The 24,291-nt window shown below is 43.6% G+C and carries 19 protein-coding genes and 1 other annotated feature; of the genes, 14 read left to right on the top strand and 5 right to left on the bottom strand.

Annotated features, from left to right (window positions below; genetic code table 11):
• Positions 1–33: 33 nt before the first annotated feature.
• Complete coding sequence (ysxE, locus tag AB685_RS05770) at positions 34–1,074, top strand: spore coat protein YsxE (RefSeq protein WP_047969518.1); 1,041 nt, start codon at positions 34–36, stop codon at positions 1,072–1,074.
• A gap of 37 nt (positions 1,075–1,111) precedes the next feature.
• Here the strand turns inward: ysxE and AB685_RS32340 are convergent, their stop codons facing one another.
• Both AB685_RS32340 and AB685_RS30165 read right to left on the bottom strand, forming a co-directional pair.
• Positions 1,112–2,416 (bottom strand): globin-coupled sensor protein, encoded by a 1,305-nt coding sequence (locus AB685_RS32340; protein WP_047969517.1) that lies wholly within the window; start codon positions 2,414–2,416, stop codon positions 1,112–1,114.
• Between the two features lie 144 nt (positions 2,417–2,560).
• The gene (locus tag AB685_RS30165; protein ID WP_010195840.1) at positions 2,561–2,749 is read right to left on the bottom strand and encodes a hypothetical protein; all 189 of its coding nucleotides are present in this window, start codon (positions 2,747–2,749) and stop codon (positions 2,561–2,563) included.
• Between the two features lie 184 nt (positions 2,750–2,933).
• Positions 2,934–3,179 (top strand) — a binding site (T-box leader).
• A 231-nt stretch (positions 3,180–3,410) separates the two neighbouring features.
• Here AB685_RS30165 and AB685_RS05755 point away from each other — a divergent pair.
• Positions 3,411–6,059: a valine--tRNA ligase gene (locus AB685_RS05755; RefSeq protein WP_047969515.1), complete on the top strand. Its 2,649-nt coding sequence runs from the start codon at positions 3,411–3,413 to the stop codon at positions 6,057–6,059.
• 327 nt (positions 6,060–6,386) lie between these two features.
• Here AB685_RS05755 and AB685_RS05750 read toward each other — a convergent pair whose 3' ends face one another.
• From AB685_RS05750 to AB685_RS05740, 3 genes are read right to left on the bottom strand one after another with little or no spacing between them, the layout of a single operon-like run.
• Positions 6,387–7,721 carry a Mur ligase family protein gene (locus AB685_RS05750; protein WP_047969514.1) on the bottom strand — a complete coding sequence of 445 codons (1,335 nt, stop codon included), beginning with the start codon at positions 7,719–7,721 and terminating at the stop codon, positions 6,387–6,389.
• Positions 7,718–8,599 carry a RimK family alpha-L-glutamate ligase gene (locus AB685_RS05745; protein WP_157860701.1) on the bottom strand — a complete coding sequence of 294 codons (882 nt, stop codon included), beginning with the start codon at positions 8,597–8,599 and terminating at the stop codon, positions 7,718–7,720. The genes AB685_RS05750 and AB685_RS05745 overlap by 4 nt, the downstream gene beginning before the upstream one ends.
• Positions 8,596–9,495 (bottom strand): RimK family alpha-L-glutamate ligase, encoded by a 900-nt coding sequence (locus tag AB685_RS05740; RefSeq protein WP_047969512.1) that lies wholly within the window; start codon positions 9,493–9,495, stop codon positions 8,596–8,598. Before AB685_RS05740 ends, AB685_RS05745 begins: the two co-directional genes overlap by 4 nt.
• Before the next feature lie 156 nt (positions 9,496–9,651).
• Between AB685_RS05740 and AB685_RS05735 the strand changes: the two genes are divergently transcribed.
• The 12 genes from AB685_RS05735 to AB685_RS05675 all read left to right on the top strand — a co-directional run bounded on the left by AB685_RS05735 (position 9,652) and on the right by AB685_RS05675 (position 23,993).
• Positions 9,652–10,947: a folylpolyglutamate synthase/dihydrofolate synthase family protein gene (locus AB685_RS05735; RefSeq protein ID WP_047969511.1), complete on the top strand. Its 1,296-nt coding sequence runs from the start codon at positions 9,652–9,654 to the stop codon at positions 10,945–10,947.
• 104 nt (positions 10,948–11,051) lie between these two features.
• Positions 11,052–12,788, top strand: a complete 1,737-nt coding sequence (locus tag AB685_RS05730; protein ID WP_053073735.1) for a sensor domain-containing diguanylate cyclase — start codon at positions 11,052–11,054, stop codon at positions 12,786–12,788.
• Positions 12,789–13,590: 802 nt separating this feature from the next.
• Positions 13,591–15,069, top strand: coding sequence for a VanW family protein (locus AB685_RS05720; RefSeq protein ID WP_047969509.1), 1,479 nt, complete (start codon positions 13,591–13,593; stop codon positions 15,067–15,069).
• A 24-nt stretch (positions 15,070–15,093) separates the two neighbouring features.
• Entirely contained in the window at positions 15,094–16,761 is a 1,668-nt protein-coding gene (locus AB685_RS05715) for an ATPase, T2SS/T4P/T4SS family (RefSeq protein ID WP_047969508.1), read from the top strand.
• Between the two features lie 9 nt (positions 16,762–16,770).
• Entirely contained in the window at positions 16,771–17,817 is a 1,047-nt protein-coding gene (locus AB685_RS05710; RefSeq protein ID WP_047969780.1) for a type IV pilus twitching motility protein PilT, read from the top strand.
• Positions 17,810–19,018: a type II secretion system F family protein gene (locus tag AB685_RS05705; protein ID WP_047969507.1), complete on the top strand. Its 1,209-nt coding sequence runs from the start codon at positions 17,810–17,812 to the stop codon at positions 19,016–19,018. The genes AB685_RS05710 and AB685_RS05705 overlap by 8 nt, the downstream gene beginning before the upstream one ends.
• 95 nt (positions 19,019–19,113) lie before the next feature.
• Positions 19,114–19,608 (top strand): prepilin-type N-terminal cleavage/methylation domain-containing protein, encoded by a 495-nt coding sequence (locus tag AB685_RS29680; protein WP_053073734.1) that lies wholly within the window; start codon positions 19,114–19,116, stop codon positions 19,606–19,608.
• A 20-nt stretch (positions 19,609–19,628) separates the two neighbouring features.
• The gene (locus tag AB685_RS05695) at positions 19,629–20,378 is read left to right on the top strand and encodes an A24 family peptidase (protein ID WP_047969506.1); all 750 of its coding nucleotides are present in this window, start codon (positions 19,629–19,631) and stop codon (positions 20,376–20,378) included.
• A gap of 29 nt (positions 20,379–20,407) precedes the next feature.
• Entirely contained in the window at positions 20,408–21,391 is a 984-nt protein-coding gene (pilM, locus tag AB685_RS05690) for a pilus assembly protein PilM (RefSeq protein ID WP_047969505.1), read from the top strand.
• A complete protein-coding gene (locus AB685_RS05685; RefSeq protein WP_128755800.1) occupies positions 21,388–22,020 on the top strand; it encodes a PilN domain-containing protein in 633 nt (210 codons plus the stop codon). Before pilM ends, AB685_RS05685 begins: the two co-directional genes overlap by 4 nt.
• Complete coding sequence (locus AB685_RS05680; RefSeq protein ID WP_047969503.1) at positions 22,017–22,727, top strand: hypothetical protein; 711 nt, start codon at positions 22,017–22,019, stop codon at positions 22,725–22,727. Before AB685_RS05685 ends, AB685_RS05680 begins: the two co-directional genes overlap by 4 nt.
• Positions 22,728–22,892: 165 nt before the next feature.
• The gene (locus tag AB685_RS05675; protein ID WP_047969502.1) at positions 22,893–23,993 is read left to right on the top strand and encodes a hypothetical protein; all 1,101 of its coding nucleotides are present in this window, start codon (positions 22,893–22,895) and stop codon (positions 23,991–23,993) included.
• The last annotated feature ends 298 nt before the right edge of the window (positions 23,994–24,291 follow it).

Raw genomic sequence — 24,291 nt, 5'->3', positions numbered from 1 at the left:
ACCTGAAAATATCAGAGGAAGTGAGTTATTGCTATGCAGACGAACGAGCAAAGCATCGAAGAGTTGGTATATCAATATGGCATAACCCCGGAATTCGTTGAACAGCATGGGGGAGTATGGCGAATCGCGACCAAAAATGGTGCTTATGCATTGAAGAAAATAAGGAAGGAACATGCATATCCGTTGTTCCGGAATATTCATTCTCTTTTTCAGCGAGGCATCAAGACAGTGGTACCTATTTACCAGACGAAACAGGGCTATTATTTTATTGAAAGTTATACAGATGCCTACTATTTGATGCCCTGGATCGAGGATAATGAAGAGCGGGAATTGGACTTCAAGGACAGCTTAATGTTCAAAGAACTTGCCAAGCTCCATAGCATGACGGTAAAGGAGAAAGAGTATCCTGAAGAGGAGATTACAGCCTTTCATAGCAGGGTTTCTGAGGAGTGGACAAAAGAGCAGGAGGATCTGGAGAAATTTGTGGATGTTTGTGAAAAGAAGCTGTATATGTCCCCTTTTGAGCTTCAGGTGTGCACCTACGCCCATGAAATTTCGCTTGCTCAGAAGTTTTCTCTCCAAAAACTAGAGAGCTGGCAAGAGGCGGTAAAAGAGACAAAGAAGCATCGAGTAGCTATGACACATGGAAGGGTATCATTCCACCATTTCGTCAAGGATACCGAAGGCAGGGGCTACTTCATAAGCTGGGAAAGAGCAAAGCAGGCAGCACCTGCGAACGACATCATCTCTTTTTATAATCGATATTTAAGAACTTATCCGCTTTTCTGTGATGACTGTATCGATTGGTTCTATGATTATCAAAAGGGCTTCGCTCTTCAGGAGTATGAAAAGGACCTGACGTTGAGCTATCTCTCGCACCCCTCCTCCTTTATGCAGGCGGTCGATCAGTTCCAACAGCCTCCTAACCCCAATCAAAGACGCTCATTATCAGAACGGGAATTGGTGAAAAAGGTTCAGGGAAGCTACTGGCTCGCCAAGAACATTGAGTATGTGGCAGGAAGAATCAACCAGATTGAAGAGCAGAACAAAAACAAAGAGGCCCAAACCAGTTAAGCTGGTATGGGCCTTTAATTTAGCAAAAAGCAAAATTTTATTTGTGAACAGCCTTCTGCAACAACGTCTCGGTTAACAAGGACAGGCTCACAGTCGATTGATTGATTTTCTTAAAAGAGTTAACGATGATATCAAGGTCGGCTTTATTTTTATTGAAGCGGTCGAGATAGTTGTCCATTTCCATTTTCACTGTGACAATACCGCCCTTTACTTGGACGATGTTCTGCTGGGACTGGGCGGTCACTTTGTGCATGGAGGACATCATGCTCGTTACGTTGGTAATCTGCTGGTCACTTTTGTCGATCAGTACTTTAATTTTACTACTGAGATCCTTCGAGCTTTCCGCAAGTTTTCGTACTTCACTCGCAACCACGGCGAAACCACGGCCTTCATCACCGGCACGAGCTGCTTCAATAGAAGCGTTCAAAGCAAGTAGATTCGTCTGATCGGCAATATTATCAATCCCCTGGGTCATGGTGATGATATCCTCAGAAACGGATTTTAATGTGTGCATCTCTTCTAAAGATTGACTAACCTCTTTCATGACTTTTTCAAAATTACCAACCATTTTCTCCATCTGCATTTCATTATCATTTGTCAGATTTAAAAGATTCTGGCTACTCTTTTGTGTCAAATCCGTGTCTTTCAGCACCTCTTCAGCCTTCAGTGTAACCGTTTGGATGGTCTCCTCGGTTTCTGTGACAGTGCCTGCAACCTCTTCACTGATTTTGGTCAGCTCAGCCTGCAGGGTACGATTTGCTTCGTTGGCCTGTTCAAGCAGGTCGATTCGCACATGGATATACTCTTCCACCACTAGCTGAGAGTCAAGATTGATGATATGCGTCAATGCAGTTAAGGTTGTCACAAGGTCTTTAGGGGAATCTTGAAGCTCCTCCACTACTTTTGGAAGCAGGAGCGTCTGCATGGCTGAATAGGTTGCCAAAAACCAAGTAACAGGAAGGTGGACACCGTTATGTGTTTGTCCAATTCGTTTTCGCATTTTGAAAAAAACCTCATCAAGTTTTCCACTCAATAAGCTTTGGAAATACTGAACGAATACGGCCTTAAGCCTATCCCTACTGGAATTGGTTGTGGCAACACGCTTCATAGGCGGTTGTTTATATAGATGTTCGAGAACTTTTTCTAGAACTTCATCTAATAAATCAAAAACAATAGGTTTGGCATTCTGTAAAGCTTGCAGGTGTTCTTTTGTGAATCCCATATAATAAAGGCGGCTCGCCAAATCGGCATCTTTAGGGTGGGTGATGACAGCCTGTCTGTCTGGAAACTGCATGTCGGTAGTATAAGGGGCCTTTTTGTTTTTTTGCATAAATGAAATCATGTGTATCTCCTTTTGAATCGAAATTGGTAGAATATTCATATCTTTATGTATTATTATGGAGGAAAATAGGGAAATATGCTATATGTAATGTGTCGTTAGAAAAAATAAAAAAACTGCCACTTGATGAAGTGGGCAGTTTTTTTGCTAGATCCATTCCAGATGAAAACAGATTGCGACAACAATACAGATGGCTAAGATCAGAACGTCAAAGGTTGTGGGAAGAAAGATGGTACGTATTCCTTGAAATACACAAATAGGAATAATAAATTGCGCACATACACCTCGAACCTGTCTGAGCCATGGCGGCAGGGAATAGGGGTTGTATTTTCGCATAAGGTACCTCCTTTAAAGCACACTTTTCTCGAAGTATATATACCTAAGATATGATTCGGAGCGGAAAATAGTGCCCAATTCGGAACAAATATTTATTTTTGTGCATAACTTAATAAAAAATTGGAGAAGCTTATTGACTATTAGCATATCCATTATGTAACATAGTAAGGTAATAAGATAACGAGTAAATACAGTGACAGGGAAGAGTACAATGCCAGGCTCCTTTAGAGAGGGAAACCATCAGCTGAAAGGTTTCTCAGGATCGTCGGATTGGAAGGTCGCCCTCGAGTAGTTTCAGCGAACGCAATTTGTGAGTAGTTGAAACCGGTGGAGAGCCGTTAACAGATTTGAGTGTACAGGGGATAGTTTATCTATTTTCACCCTGTAAAAAAAGGTGGTACCGCGAAACTTAACTCCTTTCGTCCTTTTATTTGGATGAAGGGAGTTTTTTATTTTGGTTCTGTTATATTAGTCTTTGAAAAGTTCCATAGCTGGTGATTGGAGCGAAAGGCGCAGACTCCGGCGGGAGGTAGCGGTAGCTTGAGACCCCGCAACGAAGTGAGGAGGCTCAAGCATCGCCCCGCGGAAAGCGAAGCCTAGCGCGGAAATCAACAGCGGTGTTAACAGAGCCATTTTCTAAAAGAGAATAGGAGGAATTAGGATGGAAATGAATGAAGTAAACCTTCCGACAAAATACGATCCACAAACAATTGAAAAAAACCGATACCAATATTGGTTGGACGGCCGTTTCTTTGAAGCGACGAACGACCAGGACAAAACACCATACACCATCGTTATCCCACCACCGAACGTAACAGGACGGCTTCACTTGGGTCACGCATGGGACACAACCCTACAGGACATCATCACCCGTATGAAGCGCATGCAAGGCTTTGACGTTCTATGGTTACCTGGAATGGACCACGCTGGAATTGCCACACAGGCGAAAGTGGATGAAAAGCTTCGCAACCAAGGGATTAACCGCTATAAACTCGGCCGTGAAAAATTCATGGAAGAATCATGGAAATGGAAAGACGAATATGCAAAGCATATCCGAGAACAATGGTCCAAGCTTGGCCTTGGCCTTGATTATAGCCGCGAGCGCTTCACTTTGGACGAAGGGCTTTCCAAAGCAGTTAATGAGGTTTTTGTTACACTTTTCAAAAAAGGTCTTATCTATCGCGGTGAATACATCATCAACTGGGATCCGGCAACTAAAACGGCCCTTTCTGATATTGAAGTAATCCACCAGGATGTTCAAGGTGCGTTCTACCATATGAGATATCCACTTACTGATGGTTCTGGACATATTGAAATTGCAACAACCCGTCCTGAAACAATGCTTGGGGATACAGCTGTTGCTGTTCATCCAGAAGATGAGCGTTACAAGCACTTGATTGGTAAAATGGTGACACTACCTATCACAGGCCGTGAGATTCCGATTGTTGCAGACGATTACGTTGACATGGAATTTGGTTCTGGTGCAGTGAAAATCACCCCTGCCCATGACCCGAATGATTTCGAAATCGGGAACCGTCATAACCTAGAGCGTATCCTTGTTATGAATGAAGATGGCAGCATGAACGAAAAAGCAGGCAAGTACAAAGACATGGACCGCTTTGAGTGCCGTAAGCAGCTTGTTAAAGACCTTCAGGAAAGCGGCGTTCTTTTCAAAATAGAAGAGCACTTGCATTCTGTTGGGCACAGTGAACGTAGTGGAGCGGTGGTAGAACCGTATCTTTCTACACAATGGTTCGTTAAAATGCAGCCGCTTGCGGACAAGGCAATCGACCTTCAGTCCCAAGAAGACAAGGTTAATTTTGTACCAAATCGATTTGAGAACACATACATGCGCTGGATGGAAAATATTCGCGATTGGTGTATCTCACGTCAACTATGGTGGGGCCACCGAATTCCGGCTTGGTATAACAAAGAAACAGGAGAAATCCATGTTGACCATAACCCTCCGGAAGATATCGAAAAGTGGGAGCAGGATACGGACGTTCTTGATACATGGTTCAGTTCCGCATTATGGCCGTTCTCCACAATGGGCTGGCCTGAAACGGAATCACCTGATTTCCAACGCTTTTACCCAACAGATGCTTTAGTAACCGGCTATGACATCATTGCATTCTGGGTTTCCCGAATGATTTTCCAAGGGTTGGAGTTCACTGGTGAGCGTCCATTCAAAGACGTATTGATTCACGGACTTGTTCGTGATGAGGAAGGCCGTAAGATGAGTAAATCCCTTGGAAACGGTGTGGATCCAATGGATGTTATTGAGAAGTACGGAGCGGATTCCCTGCGTTACTTCCTATCTACAGGAAGCTCACCAGGTCAGGACCTGCGCTTCAGCTATGAAAAAGTGGAATCCACTTGGAACTTTGCCAACAAGATCTGGAACGCATCCCGTTTTGCATTGATGAACATGGGTGATATGAAGTTTGAGGATATTGACTTGAGCGGTGAAAAATCTGTTGCAGACAAGTGGATCCTGACTCGTTTGAATGAAACGATTGAGACAGTTACGAAGCTTGCCGAGAAGTATGAATTCGGAGAAGTGGGCCGTGCCCTTTACAACTTCATCTGGGATGATTTCTGTGACTGGTATATCGAAATGGCGAAAATTCCATTGTACGGTGAAGATGAAGCGGCGAAAAAGACAACCCGTTCGATTCTCGCTTATGTACTAGATAACACGATGCGTCTATTGCATCCGTTCATGCCATTCATCACAGAGGAAATCTGGCAACAGCTTCCTCACGAAGGCGAGTCCATCACGGTTGCAAAATGGCCGGAAGTTCGCGATGAGCTGACAGACAAGGAAGCAGCGTCCGATATGCGTCTGCTAGTGGACATCATCCGCAGCGTTCGTAACGTACGTGCTGAAGTGAACACACCAATGAGCAAGCAGGTTAAACTGCTTGTGAAAGCAAAGACTTCCGAGATCTCCGGCAAGCTTGAACGAAACCGATCATATCTTGAGCGTTTCTGTAACCCAAGTGAGTTGTTGATCGGGACGGATGTTGCTTTAGATGGCGGCGAGAAGGCGATGACAGCTGTTATAACGGGAGCGGAATTGATTCTTCCGTTGCAAGGGCTGATCAACATTGACGAAGAGATTGCTCGACTTAACAAGGAGCTTGCGAAGCTTGATAAGGAAGTGGAGCGGGTTCAGAAGAAGCTTTCCAACCAAGGTTTCATCGCGAAAGCACCAGCAAATGTAATTGAAGAAGAGAAAGCAAAAGAGCAAGATTATGTAGAAAAGCGTGATGCTGTTCAAGCTCGCATTGATGAGTTGAAGGGATAAGTGCTTTTTGTAAAATAGATCCTGGGTGGCTGTCCTAAGTAAGGGGTAGTCGCCTAGGATTTTTTTATTGGAGTTAGGTGGGGGGATCTAGTGGCTGAGTGCGTGTGTCGAAAATTGTTGAAAGGTAGAAGAGAGCCGGTGAACAGTAGAATCTCGCCTGCGAAAGGTAGAAGTATTAAGCTAAACGGTAGAAGTATGTTTGGGAAATGTACAAGTGGGTCTGGGAAATGTAGAAACTAGAAATCCAGTAATCCTAAAATTCAAACTAACTAAAAAACGCTCCGGCTATCCTCTTTCCCAAGTTCAAGAGGTGGCCGAAGCATTTAATTATCCAATATCATTCAAAGAATCCTTCCAAATCTCCTTGGCACTGCCGATCATCGACTGAGTACCAACGATAAAGATGAGGGTAGGTTCAAAGCTTCGCACCAGCGGAACAGCCTCTGATAGCAAGCTTACCTCCATTGCTCCCTTATGATATCTACGTGCAACCGTTAATGCATCCGCTGGAAAGCTTTTATGGGAGTGGTCAGGTTTGGTAACAACGAGTATATCTGAAAACTCACTGCATACGTTTATGACCCCTTCATAATCTTTATTTTCCGGGATAGCAATGATCGTAGCTACTTTAGTTGCGTCCACAAGGGGAAGTACTTCCTTTAGATAAGCAGCAGAAACCCGATTAATGGAGCCGTCCAACACGACGGTAGGATGCTCCTCCACCACTTCCAATCTGCCTGGCCACCTTAACTCTCGAAAACAATTATTTAATAAGGCTTCATCTATTGGTTCGCCAACTATCGTTTCACAGGCCTGTATGGCAAGTGCGGCGTTTTCGACCTGGAACGAGCCAAGCAACGGAAGGGAGATTTCTCCATATGTACTCAGCTTGGTCTGTAAGGAAAATATGCTTCCTTTCAAAATTGCACTCTTTAAGGTGGAGGAAAAATCTTCATCAAAAAACAATGGATGCTGGACAATTTTTTTCATCATTATTTGCCTTACCTGTTCCGTTTGCCTTCCAACTATCACATGTTCCGTAGATTCCTTCACAATCCCGATTTTATGTCCGACAATCTCCTCGAGCGAATTTCCCAGGTAACCTATGTGCTCCTCCATCACTCTCGATAAGACAGCCCAATTGTTTTCAAGAACATTCGTGTCATCGTATGTACCGCCTCTACCTATTTCTATGACATTGATATCGGTCTCTTCTTTTATAAAATGGGCAAGAGCGATAGAGAGCAGAATACCTGTCGGACCAAGGTATTGCTGGGGATTTGTTATAGATGCCAGTATCTTTTCAATAGCAGGTAATTGATCATTAAGATGGCTTAAAAACGCTTCATCTGAAATGGCTTTTCCGTTCACTCTGATTCGCTCGTTATAATCGACAAGGTGAGGGGAGGTGTATAGGCCGACTTTGTACCCTTTTTGGCGGAGGATGGCAGCGATCATTCTCGATGTGGAGCCTTTACCTTTACTTCCGGTAACCAGGATGACTTTCTCCTTTGGGAGGAGCAGGCCTAAGCTTGCCAACAGCTCCTTCGTTAAATGTGGTGACCGGATAATTGCATCATCTAACTCTCTCTGGTGGGGCTTTGCTTTTAGATAGGAAGCGTACACGTAGGGGAGGGCTTCCTTCATGTATTGAAATTTCATGATTTACCCCCGGTTGCATCAAGCTTCCCCAAAATGAATTCCAGGTAACGCCTCACAATATTGATATCGGTTGTCTGACACAGCATCCGGCAGCCGACCACATCTTCTATTTCATTAAAAAGAAGTTGCCCTTTTTCGTTAAATAAGAAATCAACGCCAACGAGGCCGAAATCGAATTGATCCATGATCTTCTCCACCAATTCCCGCTCCACATCACTTAACGTGTAAACTTCAGCCGAGCCCCCTAGGGAGTAGTTCGCTTTGAAACTATTTTCATTGGTACGCAGGACAGCTGCTACAATCTCTTTGCCGAGCACATATACACGTAGATCTTTTCCGGGTACCTCGGCTAGTGGTTGAACAACGAGTGGGAGGGAGGAAAGCTCTTCTTTGGTTGTCTCCAACTGCTCCTCATTTTCTACTAAAAACACCTCGACTCCACCTCTGCCTGCTGATGACTTCACCACAAACGGGTAAGGAAGGGGAAGGTTTCCAGGTTGAAGTTCATCGGACGTAACAAAATAAGTATCCAGCATCGGGATGCCTTTCCCTGCCAAAAATTGATGCGTTTTTGCCTTGTCATTACAAATAGCGGCTACTTGATGGGAATTGAAGCATGGAATGTTCATGCGCTCCAATTGCTCACTGAACAAGGGGGAAATGTTTCGCATGACGACGAAGTCTGGAGCTTCAGATTTTTGCCCATCGATCATTATTTCCAACTGACTATCCCTTATACCAAAGAATATCTGGGATTGTAGCAGGAACGTCAAGTCTATATCTAACTCTTCGGATTCTTCCACAAACCATTGAATAAAGGATTTGTTCTTTTTGGAATGTTTCTCCTCGTATATAAGCCAGCCTCTTTTTCTCATCATCTCGACTCTTTCCATTTTTTTATAATATGGGAGACAATATAGGTAGCGACATTAATCCCGGTGTAGCTATGGACAGCTTTGAAGTGGGCGTTGGAGTTGATTTCACATAAAAGCGGCGAGCCGTCTTCTCCGATCAGCAGGTCAACTCCGGCAAAGTCCGCTCCGACCAGATTCGAGCTTCTTATGGCTAATTCTTTTTCATACTCTGTGGGATTATACTTGATCATTCTTCCGCCATTGCCGACGTTTGCTCGAAAGTCAGTCTCTGAGATACGCATCACGGACGCAACAACTTGATCACCCACGACATTCAAGCGAATATCCTTGCCTTTGCTTGATGCAATGAATTCCTGTAGCAGAAACGGGCGGTTCCCCATTTCCTTCACTTTCCCAAGCAGTTCTTCCATGTTATGCACTAGATACACTTGCATGCCGAATGAACCATAGGCTTCCTTCACTACCAACGGAAAGCCTAGAACTTCTCCAGCTCGATCAAAGGTCTCATAGTCTTGGTGGACGTGAAAAACCAAGGGAGCCAACAGTGTTTTAGGCATAGGAATACCATTTCCTGCAAGCGCTTGGAAGGTGAGAGATTTATTATCACAAGTCTCAATGCAAGCGGCGCTGTTATAGACAGGTATGCCCATCAGTTCAAGATGTTTGGCAAGAATCACATCTTTATCAAAAAATATGATGAAATCCGGAAGTGGTTCGTCATGAGCACGTATCAGATCTGGCTTTCCGTCCACAATAGCTGGAATCAGTTGATTGTTTTTCACGAGTTTGCTTGAGATGGAATGCTCCATTGCCACATTATTGATCCAAGTAGCCATCTCAATAAATTTCTCTTCAGGCAGGTTTCCGTTATAAATGATCCAGCAAAGGTAATTTGACATGGTAAAGCCCTCGTTTTCTATGATAAAGTTTGCTATAACAATAATTATGGAATGATAAAAAGTGGTAACATCCATTATTTTAACCTAAGGCTATCCCGACTTCTACTATTGGTTTCTATACTATGATAGAAAAAACAAATCAAAAAGGAGTACAATATGTTTACCTCATTTAAGGAGCTTCAAGAGCATATTAGTTTTACAATGAAAAGCGAGATTAACCTGGGGTTGGAACGGATGGTCCGTTTTTTGGAGAAGATCGGTAATCCTCAGGATCAAATAAAAATAGTGCACATTGGAGGAACGAACGGCAAGGGCTCTACACTAAGACTTTTGGAAAGTATGCTGAAAGAGGGGGGGCATAGGGTTGGTACTTTCCATTCCCCTGCCTATCAATACATAAATGACCAGATTTCCGTGGATGGACACTACATATCGGATAAGGAAATGGTGGAGATAATAGAGATTTTTAATGAGAGTGGGTTGGAAGAAGCCGGATTGACCGAGTTTGAATTGCAGACTGTCATGGCATTCTATTACTTTGCCTGCCTGAAAAAAGTAGATTTTGCTCTGATCGAGGTTGGCCTAGGTGGGAGAGGAGATTCAACAAATGTCATAAAACCGGTGCTTTCCATCATTACCAATGTAGGGTTTGACCATATCGGTTTCTTGGGGACCACCATCGGAGAAATTGCCTATCAAAAAGCTGGTATCATTAAAAAAGGCATTCCGATTATTAGTGGTGAACAAAAACAGGAAGCAAAGGAAGTAATCAAAAAGGAAGCAGTACTCAACGAAAGTCCTGCTTATTTCAGTGGAGAGGATTTTGCCTATTCACTAGTAGAAAGGGAGCAGGTAAGTGAGGAGTTTACTTTTAATGGTAAAAAAAGATTGATAGAGAACGTAAGAATTTCGATGCAGGGAGAACATCAGGTAGCTAACGCTTCACTTGCAATTAAGGCTTACTTGACATTAGCAAAGATGGGGCTAACCGAATATGAGGAGGAACATCTAAAAGCAGGTCTCTTAAAAGCAAAGCATCCGGGAAGGTTTGAAGTGGTTAGCCGTAACCCGCTAATTATCATCGATGGGGCACATAATGACGAGGCAATGGAAGCATTGGTGCGTTCTGTCGAAAGAAGATATGCCAAAAGGAAGATAGTCGTTTTATTTAGTGCATTAAAAGATAAACCGATTGAATCGATGGTGAGACAGTTGGAAAAGCTTGCATCTGAAATTATTTTTACTTCCTTTGATTTTTCTAGAGCTGCTCGGGCAGAAGATATTTTCCATCTAAGTCATCACCATACTAAACAGTTTGAAGAGAATTGGAAAACAGCCATGGATGCTGCTGTATCAAGGCTGGATGATGATTTTATGCTGCTTGTTACGGGGAGTTTATATTTTATTTCCGAAACTAGGTCTTATCTCACACAAAGTGGGGAAAAGGAATAAGGGATATTTATCCTATTTTTGTTGTGACAAATGTTAGAAAATTTGATAATATTTAATTATTGCAAAAGTGCGTCGAAAAATGGATAGAGAAGGGAGGGGTTAGTTTGGTAGCTCAGGCAGTGAATCGCCAAAAGGAAATGGTGATATGGACAAGCTTTGTTGTATTGGTCCCCATCTTTTTATGGCTAGGATATCAGCTTTCTCCCGTTGTTTTGGAAGATTTGCCAGTGTGGCACCTTGTTGGATTTATAGCGTTAGCGATAATACTTGCTCTTATTCCGATAGTGGTTGGAGAGGTACCACTATTTCTTGCACAAGGTGTGTCGCTTGCTGCCCTTCTGTCCTTTGGTTTATTTATCGAGATGGTAGTGACGCTCATCTCCGTTCTTGCACTGATGGTCTATATGCGTGTGAACAGGCAGAATCTAGTCCGTATTCCCATTAATGTGCTTATGTTTTCAAGCATATCATTGGTTGCCGGTTTTGTTTTCTACTCTCTTGGTGGCACACACGGGGATACGAGGTTATTGAATATTGGCGTCCTTACACCGATTCTTGCACATGAAATGGTTTATTTCACACTAAACACAGTTGGCCTATATTTTATACAGGTATCCATTTATGAACGAAAAAGTAAATTCATCACTTCCGACACAAAGTGGGATGGAATTACAAGCATCATGGTTCTACCGGTAGGGTTGATCCTCTACACCCTCTATGAACAAGTCGGAGCGGTTGCATTGTTATATGTCGGTTTGCCATTTGTCATTCTCACCTTGATCCTTCAACTCTATCATTCCAGTCAGAAGGTTAACGTCCACCTCCAACAAGCAGCGGATGTCGGACATCAGTTAACCGAAAGGCTTGATACACAAGGGGTATTGGATGTTTTCCTTGAAAAGATCTCCACTCTCTTTAAGGTTGATTACGCTGCCATCATTGACGTAAACGGGGAAAAAATCATGAAGGTCCTCCGTGTGATGGACAAGGAGAACAGCATCGAGGCCAATACCATCCTTCATACAGATGATGAAGAACTCCTAGCCTATGTATTGAAACGCGGAAAAAGCGTCTGCTATTTAACGAAGAAAGAATGGAAGCAGATGTCTAAAACACATCTTCCGGCTTCCATACAGAGTCTGATGTGTGTCCCGGTCATCCGGAATCATAAAATTGAAGGGCTTTTACTGCTCGCAAGCTCCTCTAAACGTACCTACGATAAATCACAATTGATGATAGTCGATATTCTTTGCTCCTATTTCGGGGTGGCAATGGAAAAAGCACGACATTACCAAGAGACCAAACGAAAGAGCGAACGTTGTGCGTTGACCAAGCTATATAATTACCGATTTTTCGAAAGTGTACTTGATAAAGAGTATGATAAGCTGAACAATGGCCAATCTAAATCTCTCTCACTCATCATGCTGGATCTAGATCATTTCAAAAAAATCAATGATGTGTACGGACATCAGAGCGGAAATGAAATCCTCATGCAGGTCGCTGATCGACTAACAGCCCTTGTAGGCAACAAAGGGACGGTGGCAAGATATGGCGGCGAGGAATTCGTCATCCTGCTTCCGAATGTGGAGCGAGGACAATGCTTTGAACTGGCCGAACGCATCAGGGTCCATCTGGCCACAAGGTCGTTCCCGCTCAAGCAGCACATCCGTGATACCCAAGGTGCCCAGCTTGTAAAAGTAACGGCAAGCATCGGATTTGCAACTGCGCCAGATGATGCGGAAGACACGCTCGACCTGATCCGCCATGCCGATCGCGCGATGTATGTCGGGGCAAAACAGGCTGGAAGGAATAAGGTTGCGGAGTATAGGAAGACATCATAATGGAAAACGAAAACTCCCGTCAAAGGTGGCGGGAGTTTTTGTATGAGGTCTGTAAAAATCTTTCTTCTTTTGCCTTGGTTGAAAACTATGTCCCCCTGTTGACTGGAGTGCAAGGTGTGAGACTCCGGAGGGAGATAGCGGTAGCTTGAGACCCCACAGCAAAGCGAGGAGGCTCAAGCACCGCCCCTCGGAAAGCGAACACCTGGAACGGAAGAAAACAGGGAGTTCGACGGGAAAACTCTCTTTATAAAAGGGGATTTAAGGGAAGGAAAAGTAATAGAGAGGAAAAACATTTTTTTAATAAAATGTCTTATCTTGTAATCTACTATTTCAAATTACCTGGCTTTATTATACAATAATAATAGTCTACTTCGCTCTACAAATTCCGTAAAAAATACATAGAAAGCGGTGAGACTTTGGGGGATTATCTATTTGCCGGACTGGCACTTCTCTTACTGACGGCACTCTTCTTTTTGTTTCCAATGAAATTTTCTAAAATAGGAAAATGGGTCATTCCAGTGATCGCTTTTCTAGTCAGCGTATTAGGAATATACATATTTGAACTTCTCACTTTATGGCATAGCATACTATCAATGGTACTTCTTCTACTGCTAACCGCTATCCTACTTCAACGATTACCATTATTCATTACTTCAAAAGAAACAGAAACTATTCAATCTCAGAATACAATGGAACAAAAAAATAGAATCACCTAATCAGCCCATTCTTCAAAAGCTTCAAGAAGCAAGCCTGCACTTGAAGAACTGTCCGATGAGCTGATCGAAAATTTGGAGGGAACAGGATGCAAAGTCTGAAGCTGCTAGTTGCTTTGCTCGTATGTACAGTATTTATATTTGGATTTTCCCAGGTTGGAACCTTGGTAACCAATCAGTGGCTTCCACACACCAATTCGTTCGCGGAGGCGACACTTATTGCGAATGAAGAGGTGAGCAACACATCCAAACCGGATGCGACGGAAAAAATGGAGGCAGCTAAAAACACATGGTTAACCACTGGAACCATCTATTTTGAATGGGCGGGGGAAATACAGCCCTTTCCTAAAGATGCCTTTACTTATTACATATCCGAATCGGTGGAATATGCCGTGGATGGCTCCCAGAACAAGTTAAAAGTGGAACTTCCTAATGGAACGCTGCTGGAGCAGATTGAAGCGCTCTCCCAGACAAGTGACATTTTTTCTGCCATGGATACGGAAAAATTAAAAAAGGATCTGGAGGAAGTGGCGTCCCAACTGAAAGAGGGCGATCATACTTTTTCCTTTTCCAACTATCTCGTCGATGAAGAAGTAATGAATCAGACCGCTCTCCAAGTGAAACTGAATCTATTCGGACAGACTGCCGGAGCGGAACTGAATGCAGCATTGAACGGAAAAGAGATAAAGCTTCGAGGCAATGAAATGTTTTCCGTGGAAACATGGTTGACCAATGAAGAGGTGACATTATCGGATGAGGCGGCAAGCATGTTTGCCTCGATGTTGTTCGAGCTTATAGCGCCAACCAACTTTGGAATCGTGGAGCGTCATATTTCAAAGGAATTACCTGCCTGGGCAACTGCTGGATATGAAGCACGCTTTCAAATGGAAAAGATGGATTTCGCTTTTACCAATCCAAATAGCAGCGATTTTATTATCACACTATCCGCTGATTCAAGCTCCCTATCCGGAGAGTTGAATGGCGGGCCACTACCTTATGTGTATGACGTGAAACAGGTGGAGACGCAGACACTTTCACCCAAAACGGTCGTTCAGTATTCTGCAACGGTCCCTGGTACTGGAAAGCAGGTAAAGGAAGCGGGTAAAAACGGCTCCTATATCCAGATGGTCCGCACATCTACTGACGTTGCAGGCAAAGTCATGGAAACACTCGTGTACAGTGAGGATTTCTATGCCCCTATCCAGCGTGTCGAACTGCACGCTCTGACCAAGCCTCCAGTTGTTGTAGATAATAACAATACCAATACACCTGGAACTAATACGGGTACGAATACAGGGACAAATACTGGTATAAATACTGGTACAAATACCAATGTCAATACAGGAAACAACACTAATACAGGTACTAACACAAATACCGGTTCAAATACGAATACAAACACCAACACAGGTACGAATAACAATACCAACCCATCCAATACAACCGGAGGGGAAAACAATAACAACGGTGGGTCCAATAACACGACGAACCCAGGCACAGGAAACGGCAATAATGATGACGATGATGACAAAGGTCCGGGGACTGGTTCTGGGAGTACAGGCAAATAAGTGAAGTAAAAGGATGATCTCAATATGGTTCAAACTAGAAAGAGACTTGGTGACCTGCTTGTAGATGCCGGGATCATCACAGAAAGCCAATTGCAAAGCGCTTTAAAAGAGAAAACACGTGAACAGAAGATTGGAGATGTATTGCTTCAAAAAGGCTATATAACTGAGCAACAGCTGATAGAAGTGCTCGAATTCCAACTGGGTATTCCCCATGTGAGCCTATACCGATATCCGCTTGATGAGAAGCTGGTACATCTGATTTCCAAGAATTTTGCAAAAAGAAACTTGATTATTCCGCTCAAAAAAGAACAGGATAAGCTGTTTGTTGCCATGGCAGATCCGATGGACTTTTTTGCCATGGATGACCTTCGTCTATCCACTGGATTCGAAGTGGAGCCAGTGATCGCTACAAAGGACGATATTCTGCGATCCATCAATAAATATTATGAAACGACCGATTCCATGGACGAGCTTTTGGATGGCTTTGAACCGAATGTGGAAGTGAAGGTGCAGGAAGAGAGCATCACAGAAGATGACTCTCCAATTGTGCGGATTGTGAACCAGCTTCTTCAAAATGCCGTACAACAGCGGGCAAGTGATATCCATATCGACCCTCATGAAACAAAGGTGGTCGTGCGCTACCGTATTGACGGGGTACTTAGGACAGAACGGACATTGCCTAAGCATACTCAAAACGTGCTAATCGCCAGAATCAAGATTTTAGGCAAAATGGATATTACCGAGCACCGAGTTCCACAGGACGGCCGGATCAAGACCAATATCGACTTTCATCCTATTGATGTCCGTGTATCCACATTGCCAACGGTCTTCGGCGAAAAAATCGTTATGCGTATCCTTGATATGAGCAGTGCATTGAACGATATTGCCCAGCTAGGCTTCAACCAAAAAAACAGCGAGCGGTTCATGGATCTGATCCATCGACCGACAGGGATTATTCTGATAACCGGTCCAACCGGTTCTGGTAAATCCTCGACCCTTTATGCTGCCCTCAATCATTTAAACAGTGAAGAGGTTAACATCATTACCGTTGAGGATCCCGTGGAATATCAGCTAGAGGGAATCAACCAGATCCAAGTGAACACAAATGTCGGGATGACTTTTGCCAAGGGACTTCGTGCCATTCTCCGACAGGACCCGAACGTCATCATGGTAGGGGAGATCCGTGACAGGGAAACGGCGGAAGTGGCCATACGTGCGTCCTTAACAGGTCACCTTGTTCTCAGTACACTACATACCAATGATTCTATTAGTACAATTACGAGATTGATTGATATGAAGGTCGAACCTTTCCTTGTCGCTTCCTCCATCAATGGAGTGCTTGCACAGCGTCTCGTCAGAAAAGTGTGCCGTGACTGCTCCAAAATGGAAGAGCCGACAGCGAGAGAGATCGAGATCTTTGCAAAGCGCGGCTTGACGGTGGAAAAGGTACCAAGAGGAAAGGGCTGTGGAACTTGCAATATGACGGGATATAAGGGCCGTCTTGCCATCCACGAGCTTTTGGTCATCAATGACAAGATGAAAAAGCTCATCATGAACAATGAACCCGTATCCACCATTCGTGAACTAGCGTACGAACAGGACACCGTCTTTTTAATAGACGATGGATTGGAAAAAGTGAAAAAAGGATTGACGACGACCGAGGAAATCTTGCGTGTCGCTTTATTGGAGTAGGTGAATGTGATGATTGAAAAAATAAATGATTGGCTTCATGCAGCTTACGAATACAAAGCATCCGATATCCATCTATCCGTCGGAGTGACCCCTGTTTTCCGTATCAATGGGGAACTGAAACGATACGGGGAGGACATTCTGACCCCAGAAGATACGGAAACACTTGCCAAGCAGATGATTCCTGAATTTATGTGGAACAGATTTGAAGAAAAAGGCGAACTGGACTTCTCCTATAGTGTCCCCGGTATCTCGCGTTTCCGTGTTAATGCATACAGGCAACGAAATTCAGTTGCGATTGCGATACGGATCATTCCAACAAGGATACCATCACTGGAGGAGCTGCAGCTACCATCCATTCTTCAGAAAATGATGGACAAGCCTCAAGGATTGATACTCGTTACCGGCCCTACAGGGAGTGGGAAATCAACGACTCTTGCATCAATGATCGATTTTATGAACAGATCTCAAAAAAAGCATATCATCACGCTTGAAGATCCGATTGAATATTTGCACCGCCATAATCAGTGCATCATTGACCAGCGTGAAGTCGGCTTTGATACAAAAACCTTTGCCACAGGCTTACGCGCTTCGTTGCGACAGGATCCCGACATTATTCTGGTGGGAGAGCTACGCGATCTGGAAACGATACAGACTGCCATCACTGCAGCGGAAACAGGACATCTAGTATTAGGTACCTTACATACGACAAGTGCACCATCCACCATTGACCGGATTATTGATGTGTTTCCTGGGCCTCAACAGGCACAGATTCGGATTCAGCTTGCTTCCGTCTTGGTTTCCATTGTCTCACAAAGACTGTTTCCGACTATCGATAGACAAGGACGAAAGGTGGCGACAGAGATTCTCGTCAATACACCGGCAGTGGCCAACCTGATCCGCAATGAAAAGATCCATCAAATCCAGAATGTTATGCAGACAAGCCGTGCGCTTGGTATGCATACGCTGGAAATGAGTATTAAACAGCTCATCCAACAAGGCGTTATAAGCAGGATATCCGCCGAGAGCTTCCTACAGGAGTCGATGCAAAATGCCTAGGTTCACCTATACTGGCAGAAATACGGCAGGCAAGCAAACAGGAAATATCACAAGCAGCTCCCGCCGTGAAGCGTTTGTGATGCTGAAGGAAAAAGGGATTCGGGTGATGAACCTGGAGGAAGTCCCGGAATCCATATTTACAAAGGAAATAACTATCGGGAACCCGGTCAAGTTGAGGGATTTCGTTATCTTTCTTCGCCAATTCTCTACTCTAATCCGCGCTGGAATTTCAGTGGTAGAAGCAACTAATGTCCTGGCACAGCAGACAACGAGTAAGGCATTGAAACGCGTACTATTTGATGTCGAGGAAGAATTGAAACAAGGGAATCCGCTTTCAGAGGCGGCTGCCAAGCATCCAAAGGTTTTTTCCACCATGTTCATTAACATGATTAAGGCAGGGGAGGCAAGTGGAGCGCTGGACGACACGCTGGACCGCCTTGCCACACAATTTGAAAAGCAGAACGAGACTAGACAGAAAATTGTTTCCGCTTTGACCTATCCATTGGTGCTTGGAGTCATCGCAATCGGAGTTGTCATCTTTCTACTTGTAGGGGTGGTTCCAACATTCGTGTCTATGTTCAGCGACTTTGGAGCGGACTTGCCATTGATTACCAGATTCGTACTCGGTGCAAGTGAATGGATGCAAAGCTTCTGGTGGCTGTTTCTTCTCATAGTTTTGGGAGCGATAATGGGACTGATGGCAATGAACAAGCAGAAGCATACGAAATATTACATCGACTATGCTTTATTGCGGATGCCAATCTTCGGACCATTATTGCAGAAGGCGGTCATTGCGAGGCTGACCAGGACACTCAGCTCTTTATTTTCAAGTTCCGTACCGATATTACAGGCCATCTCCATTGTGGAAAAAATTGTCGAAAACGAAGTCATAGCACGAGTATTGGCTCGTAGTAAAATAGAACTAGAAAAAGGCGAATCACTTACTGGACCAATGAAAGAGCATTGGGCCTTCCCACCACTTGTCACACAGATGATTACTATCGGGGAAAGCACAGGTTCGCTTGATTCCATGCTGGACAAAATAGCCGAATTCTATGAAAAAGAAGTCGACTATGCAACCGATCGGCTGAAGAGTTTAATCGAGCCACTAATGATTGTCGTGCTCGCTGTCATAGTCGGGACTATAGTCACATCTATACTAGTTCCAATGTTTGATATTTTTAACCACATCCAAATGTAGAATCATGTAAAATCTTATTGAGTTTTGAAAGATAGTATAATAGAATGATATGTAGATAGATTACTACATATTTCCATAATGGGAGGAAAATTACGATGTTACAAAAATGTAGAAAAATGCTTCGGAACGAAAAAGGATTAACGCTTATCGAGTTACTTGCTGTTGTTGTTATTTTGGGGATTATTGCTGCGATTGCTATACCGAGTATTGGGAATATTATTGAAAAGAGTAGAAATGATGCACATGTTGCGAATGCGCAACAAGTTGTGAATGCTGCAAGGCTAGCGGCTACAAGCGAATCTTCACTAAGTGTTGGTACAAAGTATATATCTTTAGAGTTTTTACTCCAAGCAGGGTACTTAGAGAAAATTCAAGACCCGGATGATAAGTCAAATAGTTATACTACTGGTGGTGCCAATACTCTGGAGCTTACTAGTGCTCTTAATTCAGCCCCTACTAGTTCTTATGTGCAATTAACTGAAGGTAAACCTACTGAGGTTAAAATATTTGCTTCTAAGAAAAAGGTTGAAGCTACAGCTTCTAATGGTAATCTGAATATCAATAATACTGCAGTAACAGCTAATCCCTAATAGATTTGTATAATATTGATATGATAAATTACTTATTTATTGGAATCTTCGCCCTCCTCCTAGGCTCCTTCTACAACGTAGTAGGCCTTCGGATTCCAAAGGGTGAATCAATAGTCACACCTAGATCACATTGTACGAATTGCAAGACCACATTGACGGGGCTAGATTTAGTTCCCGTCCTTTCATATGTATTTCTTAGAGGGAGATGTCGGCACTGTCAAAAGTCCGTGTCTCCTATTTATCCATTATTCGAGCTTTTGACGGCTGTGCTTTTTGTACTAGCTCCATTTCTGATAGGTTGGTCCTATGAATTGATTGTCGCTTGGACCTTCATTTCCATGCTCATTATCATTGTCATATCGGACTTGCATTATATGATTATCCCGAACAAAATCCTGCTTTTCTTCTTTGGCCTATTCATTATCGAACGATTTTTCATTCCCTACCAATCTATACAGGACCACCTGATAGGCATGGCAGTAGGGTTTCTCATCCCCTTTTTAGTTGCTATCATTTCAAAAGGCGGAATGGGTGGGGGAGATGTGAAGCTTTTTGCCGTACTGGGGTTTGTTCTTGGATGGGAGCTTGTCATATTGACGTTTTTCCTTGCAGCACTCATCGGCATGATTGCAGCCCTCATCGGAATGCTGCTAGGAAAAGTAAAAAGGGGAGTACCGTTTCCATTCGGACCTTCTATCGCACTTGCTGCACTTATTACTTATTTTAAAGGGGAGCAGGTACTGAACTGGTATTTTTCCTTACTCTTTTAGCAAATCATTTTACATAAGGAGCTTTCTGGATGGAATTTTCGTTTCTGCAACCAAAGCAAAACAATTTCATAAATTTGATTATCCGTGACCATGTCATTCGAATGGTAGAGTTGAAGAGTTTGAATCCACTGACCGTCAAACGCACAAATGAGCGATATTTGCCGCCAAATATCATTCGGGATGGTAAAATTGTCGATGAAAATATTTTTCGTCTCATTTTAGAAGAATGTGTAGAAGACTGGGGATTGAAACGGAAGCATGTCCGCTTTGTCGTACCGGATCAGTACGTTGTCACCCGAAAACTAATGATCCCTTCCAACATCATGGATGACGAAATCATCGGTCATTTGTATTTGGAATTAGGATCGACCATCCATCTGCCGTTTGAGGATCCGGTGTTTGATGTACATGTACTCCATCGCTCGGAAAAGACGGAGCTCGTGCTCTTTGCTTCACCGGAGGAGGTGGTCACCGAGATGTCCACAATACTTGAAGAGAACAAACTCAAACCGGCGGCAGCTGATGTCTCGTCCCTTTGTTTATATCGCCTATACTATGAATTTGGTCAGCGGAATGAACAGGACCACCTATTAGTGATCCATTTTGATGTGAGCTGTATCACCCTGAGCATCTTTATGAATCATGTTCCTGTCTTCATGCGTACCGTTGCGTTTCCGCAGGACATGAAGGTATGGGAAGTATCTGTTACAAACACTCAGCTTGAGTGGGCGGGGGATATTGTACAGTTCAATGTGTTTTTGGAAGACTTCATCATTGAAGTGGAACGCATCATGAACTTTTTCCGTTATTCCTTAAACCAGGGGAATGAGGAGATTAACCGGATTCTTTTATACGGTGACCATCCGAACTTGCCGATGATACTAGCAAAGTTGAAAGAGAAGACTACTGTGAAAGTGGATACGTTCGAACAGGATGTCTATACACAAGACCAAGAGGTGGTTGACCCGAAATATTTCTACTCCATAGGGTTGGCGTTAAAAGAGGTGCAATGATGTTAGTAGATATTGATTTATTACCGAAAAGGAAATCTCGAAATATTACAACGCCTCTTGTGTATGGCATCTGTGCGTTCTTTCTTTTATTTGTTGCCATTATTCTCCTTACGTTCACCAATATGGTTAAAAACGATGTCCAGACGGCGGAACAGGATCTGGAAATGGTCCAGCAGTTGCGGATTGCAAAAGAAGAGGCGATGAATCGACCGCAAAATTCTTCTTCTGCACAGCGCCTCGAGGATACGGTAGTGTGGGCGGAGGAATATCCTCTAGAGATGGTACCGGTCATGCAAGACCTTATCAGGCTGTTGCCAGAAAGAGGATTCATTCAAAGCTTCACCTATGACGAAACAGGACTTTTGAATTTATCGGTCCAATTCGACGAATCCAGGGATGCTGCCTATTTTCTTTATCATTTGAATGAATCTCCACTCTACCATTCTATCGATCTTTCATCGATATCCACTGTAGACGTTGGAACGGAAGAAACGGTCGGTGTGCTGCCAAGGTATATCGGACAATATACACTTGGCTTTGACCGTAATGCATTCCAGGCAGTCGATGAAGAAGAAGCTGAAGAGGAAGACGGTACCGTTACTGAAGAGGAGGAGGACGAAGAGCTATGATGATTGAACTGGAAAAGAAACACTACATCCTGCTTAGCTCTTGTGTCCTCCTTATCGTATTGGGCATTGCCGGCTTCTATTATTTATCCTATGCACCAAAAGAGGCTAGAGCAGAACAGCTTCAGGAAGAAAAAAGGATTGAGGAACAGCTAATCCAAGTGTTGGAGCAGCAGGAAGAAACAGCTAATGCAACTGGAAATACAACAGTTGAACTTCAGCGAAAGATTCCTGTTACCCCTTATTTGGAGCAGCTTATTCTGGAATTGGAGAAGGCGGAAGTCCTTGCTGATAGTAGAATTTTAAGCATGTCTTTCGGGGAGGGGGAATTCCTCCCTGCTAGCAATACCTTGGAAGAATATGAGAACATACACGAAGAGGAAGAAGGAACGGTACAGGAGGAAGCATATCTACCAGAAGGCCTGAAAAAGCTTACAGTCAACCTGTCTGTTGAATCGGATGTATATGAAGACCTGACTACATTCCTTTCTTCCTTAGAAAAGCTGACACGTATCACACAGATTGAATCTGTTAGTTTTTCCGGTCAACCGGAAGTGACTTCCACTGAGCAGGAAATGGGACCTTTGACTTATTCGGTAACCCTGTCTGCATTTTATCACCCAGAACTGAATGATCTGATGGAAGATCTCCCACCATTGTCCGTCCCTGAGCCAAGTAATAGAACCAATCCATTTATCGACAACAATTAGTTTATTTCCGTGGAAATAGTCGAATTTATCTATGAGTTAGATAATGTGTCGGAAAAGAATTAGGACAAGACGACAAAAGTCTTGTTCTTTTTTTTGTTGCCTATGATAGGCTAAAACAAATCTAACCAAGACAAAATTTGTCAAACGTAAACGGAGGTGGGGAAAGTGGACAATCACCAAGTGAAGATAAAGATAAATGGGAAAGAAAAATCGTACGGTAATGGAAAGAAGAGAAAAAAGAACGCCAAGGAAAATGTGTCGTCCCAGCAAAACAATACGCCAATAAAGGATAATTTTCCGGAAGATGATCTGCCTATCATTATTGTGGACGAGTCAGCCGCAGCAGCCGAGAAAAAAGAAGACGAGTTTGAATGGGTGCTACCGAAAGAGCCCCCTAAAGATGCTAAAGAGTCAACAGAGAATACCACATACATTGAAGATCTTCGTCAGCTGAATAAGGACAAAGGAACAAAAGTTCGTCCAACCCCTTTTGGAAAAAAGAAAAAACTTGCACCACCGTCTTTCTCAAAGCAACTGCTATTATCCATAGGAATGGCTATAGGTATCGGTACATGTTTAGGCTTTCTTATCCTTGCAGTCATGAATATGTCCGGTACACCAGTTAATCCAGAAGTGCCAGCGTCTGCCCCAGTTACAAACGAAACGACTGAAACACCAGAAACTCCGGCAGTAAGTGGTGACGGAAGTGCTACCGTTTCCGCTCAAACAATTTCAGTCCTCCAAGCTGGTGCCTTTACAACGGCAGAAGGAGCAAGCGCTGAAATCGAACGTCTAAAGGCTGCCGGTTTCCCAGCAGTAGCTGTAAGTTCTGATCCTACTTATGTCTTCATGGCAGTCGGACAGAACGTAGAGGGGATGAAGCAGATTGCAGGAGAAGCACAAGCAAAGGGATTTGAACCTTATGCAAAAGAACTCTCTCTATCAGATAAAACGGTGAACTCCCTCACGGAACAGGATATTCAATTGCTTCAGGACGGACAGGTACTGTACAAGCAGCTTACCGTTGCAACGGCACTTCTGTTACAGGGTAGCACTTTGGATGCTGCAACCGCTGAAACGCTTGGAGCATCCTTCGACAAAGTAGCCGCCATCCAAGACTCAGAACTGACCGAATCTATTAAAGAGTGGAAGGCCTCACTCTCTGGAGCCTATGAAAGCCTACAATCCCATCAGCAGTCCAATAACAACCAAGCTTTATGGGATGCCCAACAAAAACTTTTAGATGCGACCAAATTCTTGTATTAATTCAAGGGTTGTGTCCTTATAGTTTTGAAATTGATGTAGATTAGTGGATTGAAGCGAAAGTCACTTGACTCCTGCGGGAGGAAGGGACAGGGGAGACCCCTGAAGCGTGGAGGCAACTGAAAAAGTACTGAATTTTAGTTCTTGGGTAAACACCGCTGTTGATTTCCGCAAATAGCTTCGCTTTCCGCGGGGCGACCTTGAGCCTCCTCGGGCTGCGCCCTGCGGGGTCTCAAGATTGTCGCTACTCCCCTGCAGGAGTCTACGCTATTTGCTCCAATCCACAGCTAGAAACCATTAA

Source organism: Bacillus sp. LL01 (genome assembly GCF_001037965.1).
The sequence above is the reverse complement of the archived record's forward strand: the minus strand, read 5'-3'. Positions and strand labels throughout refer to the sequence as shown.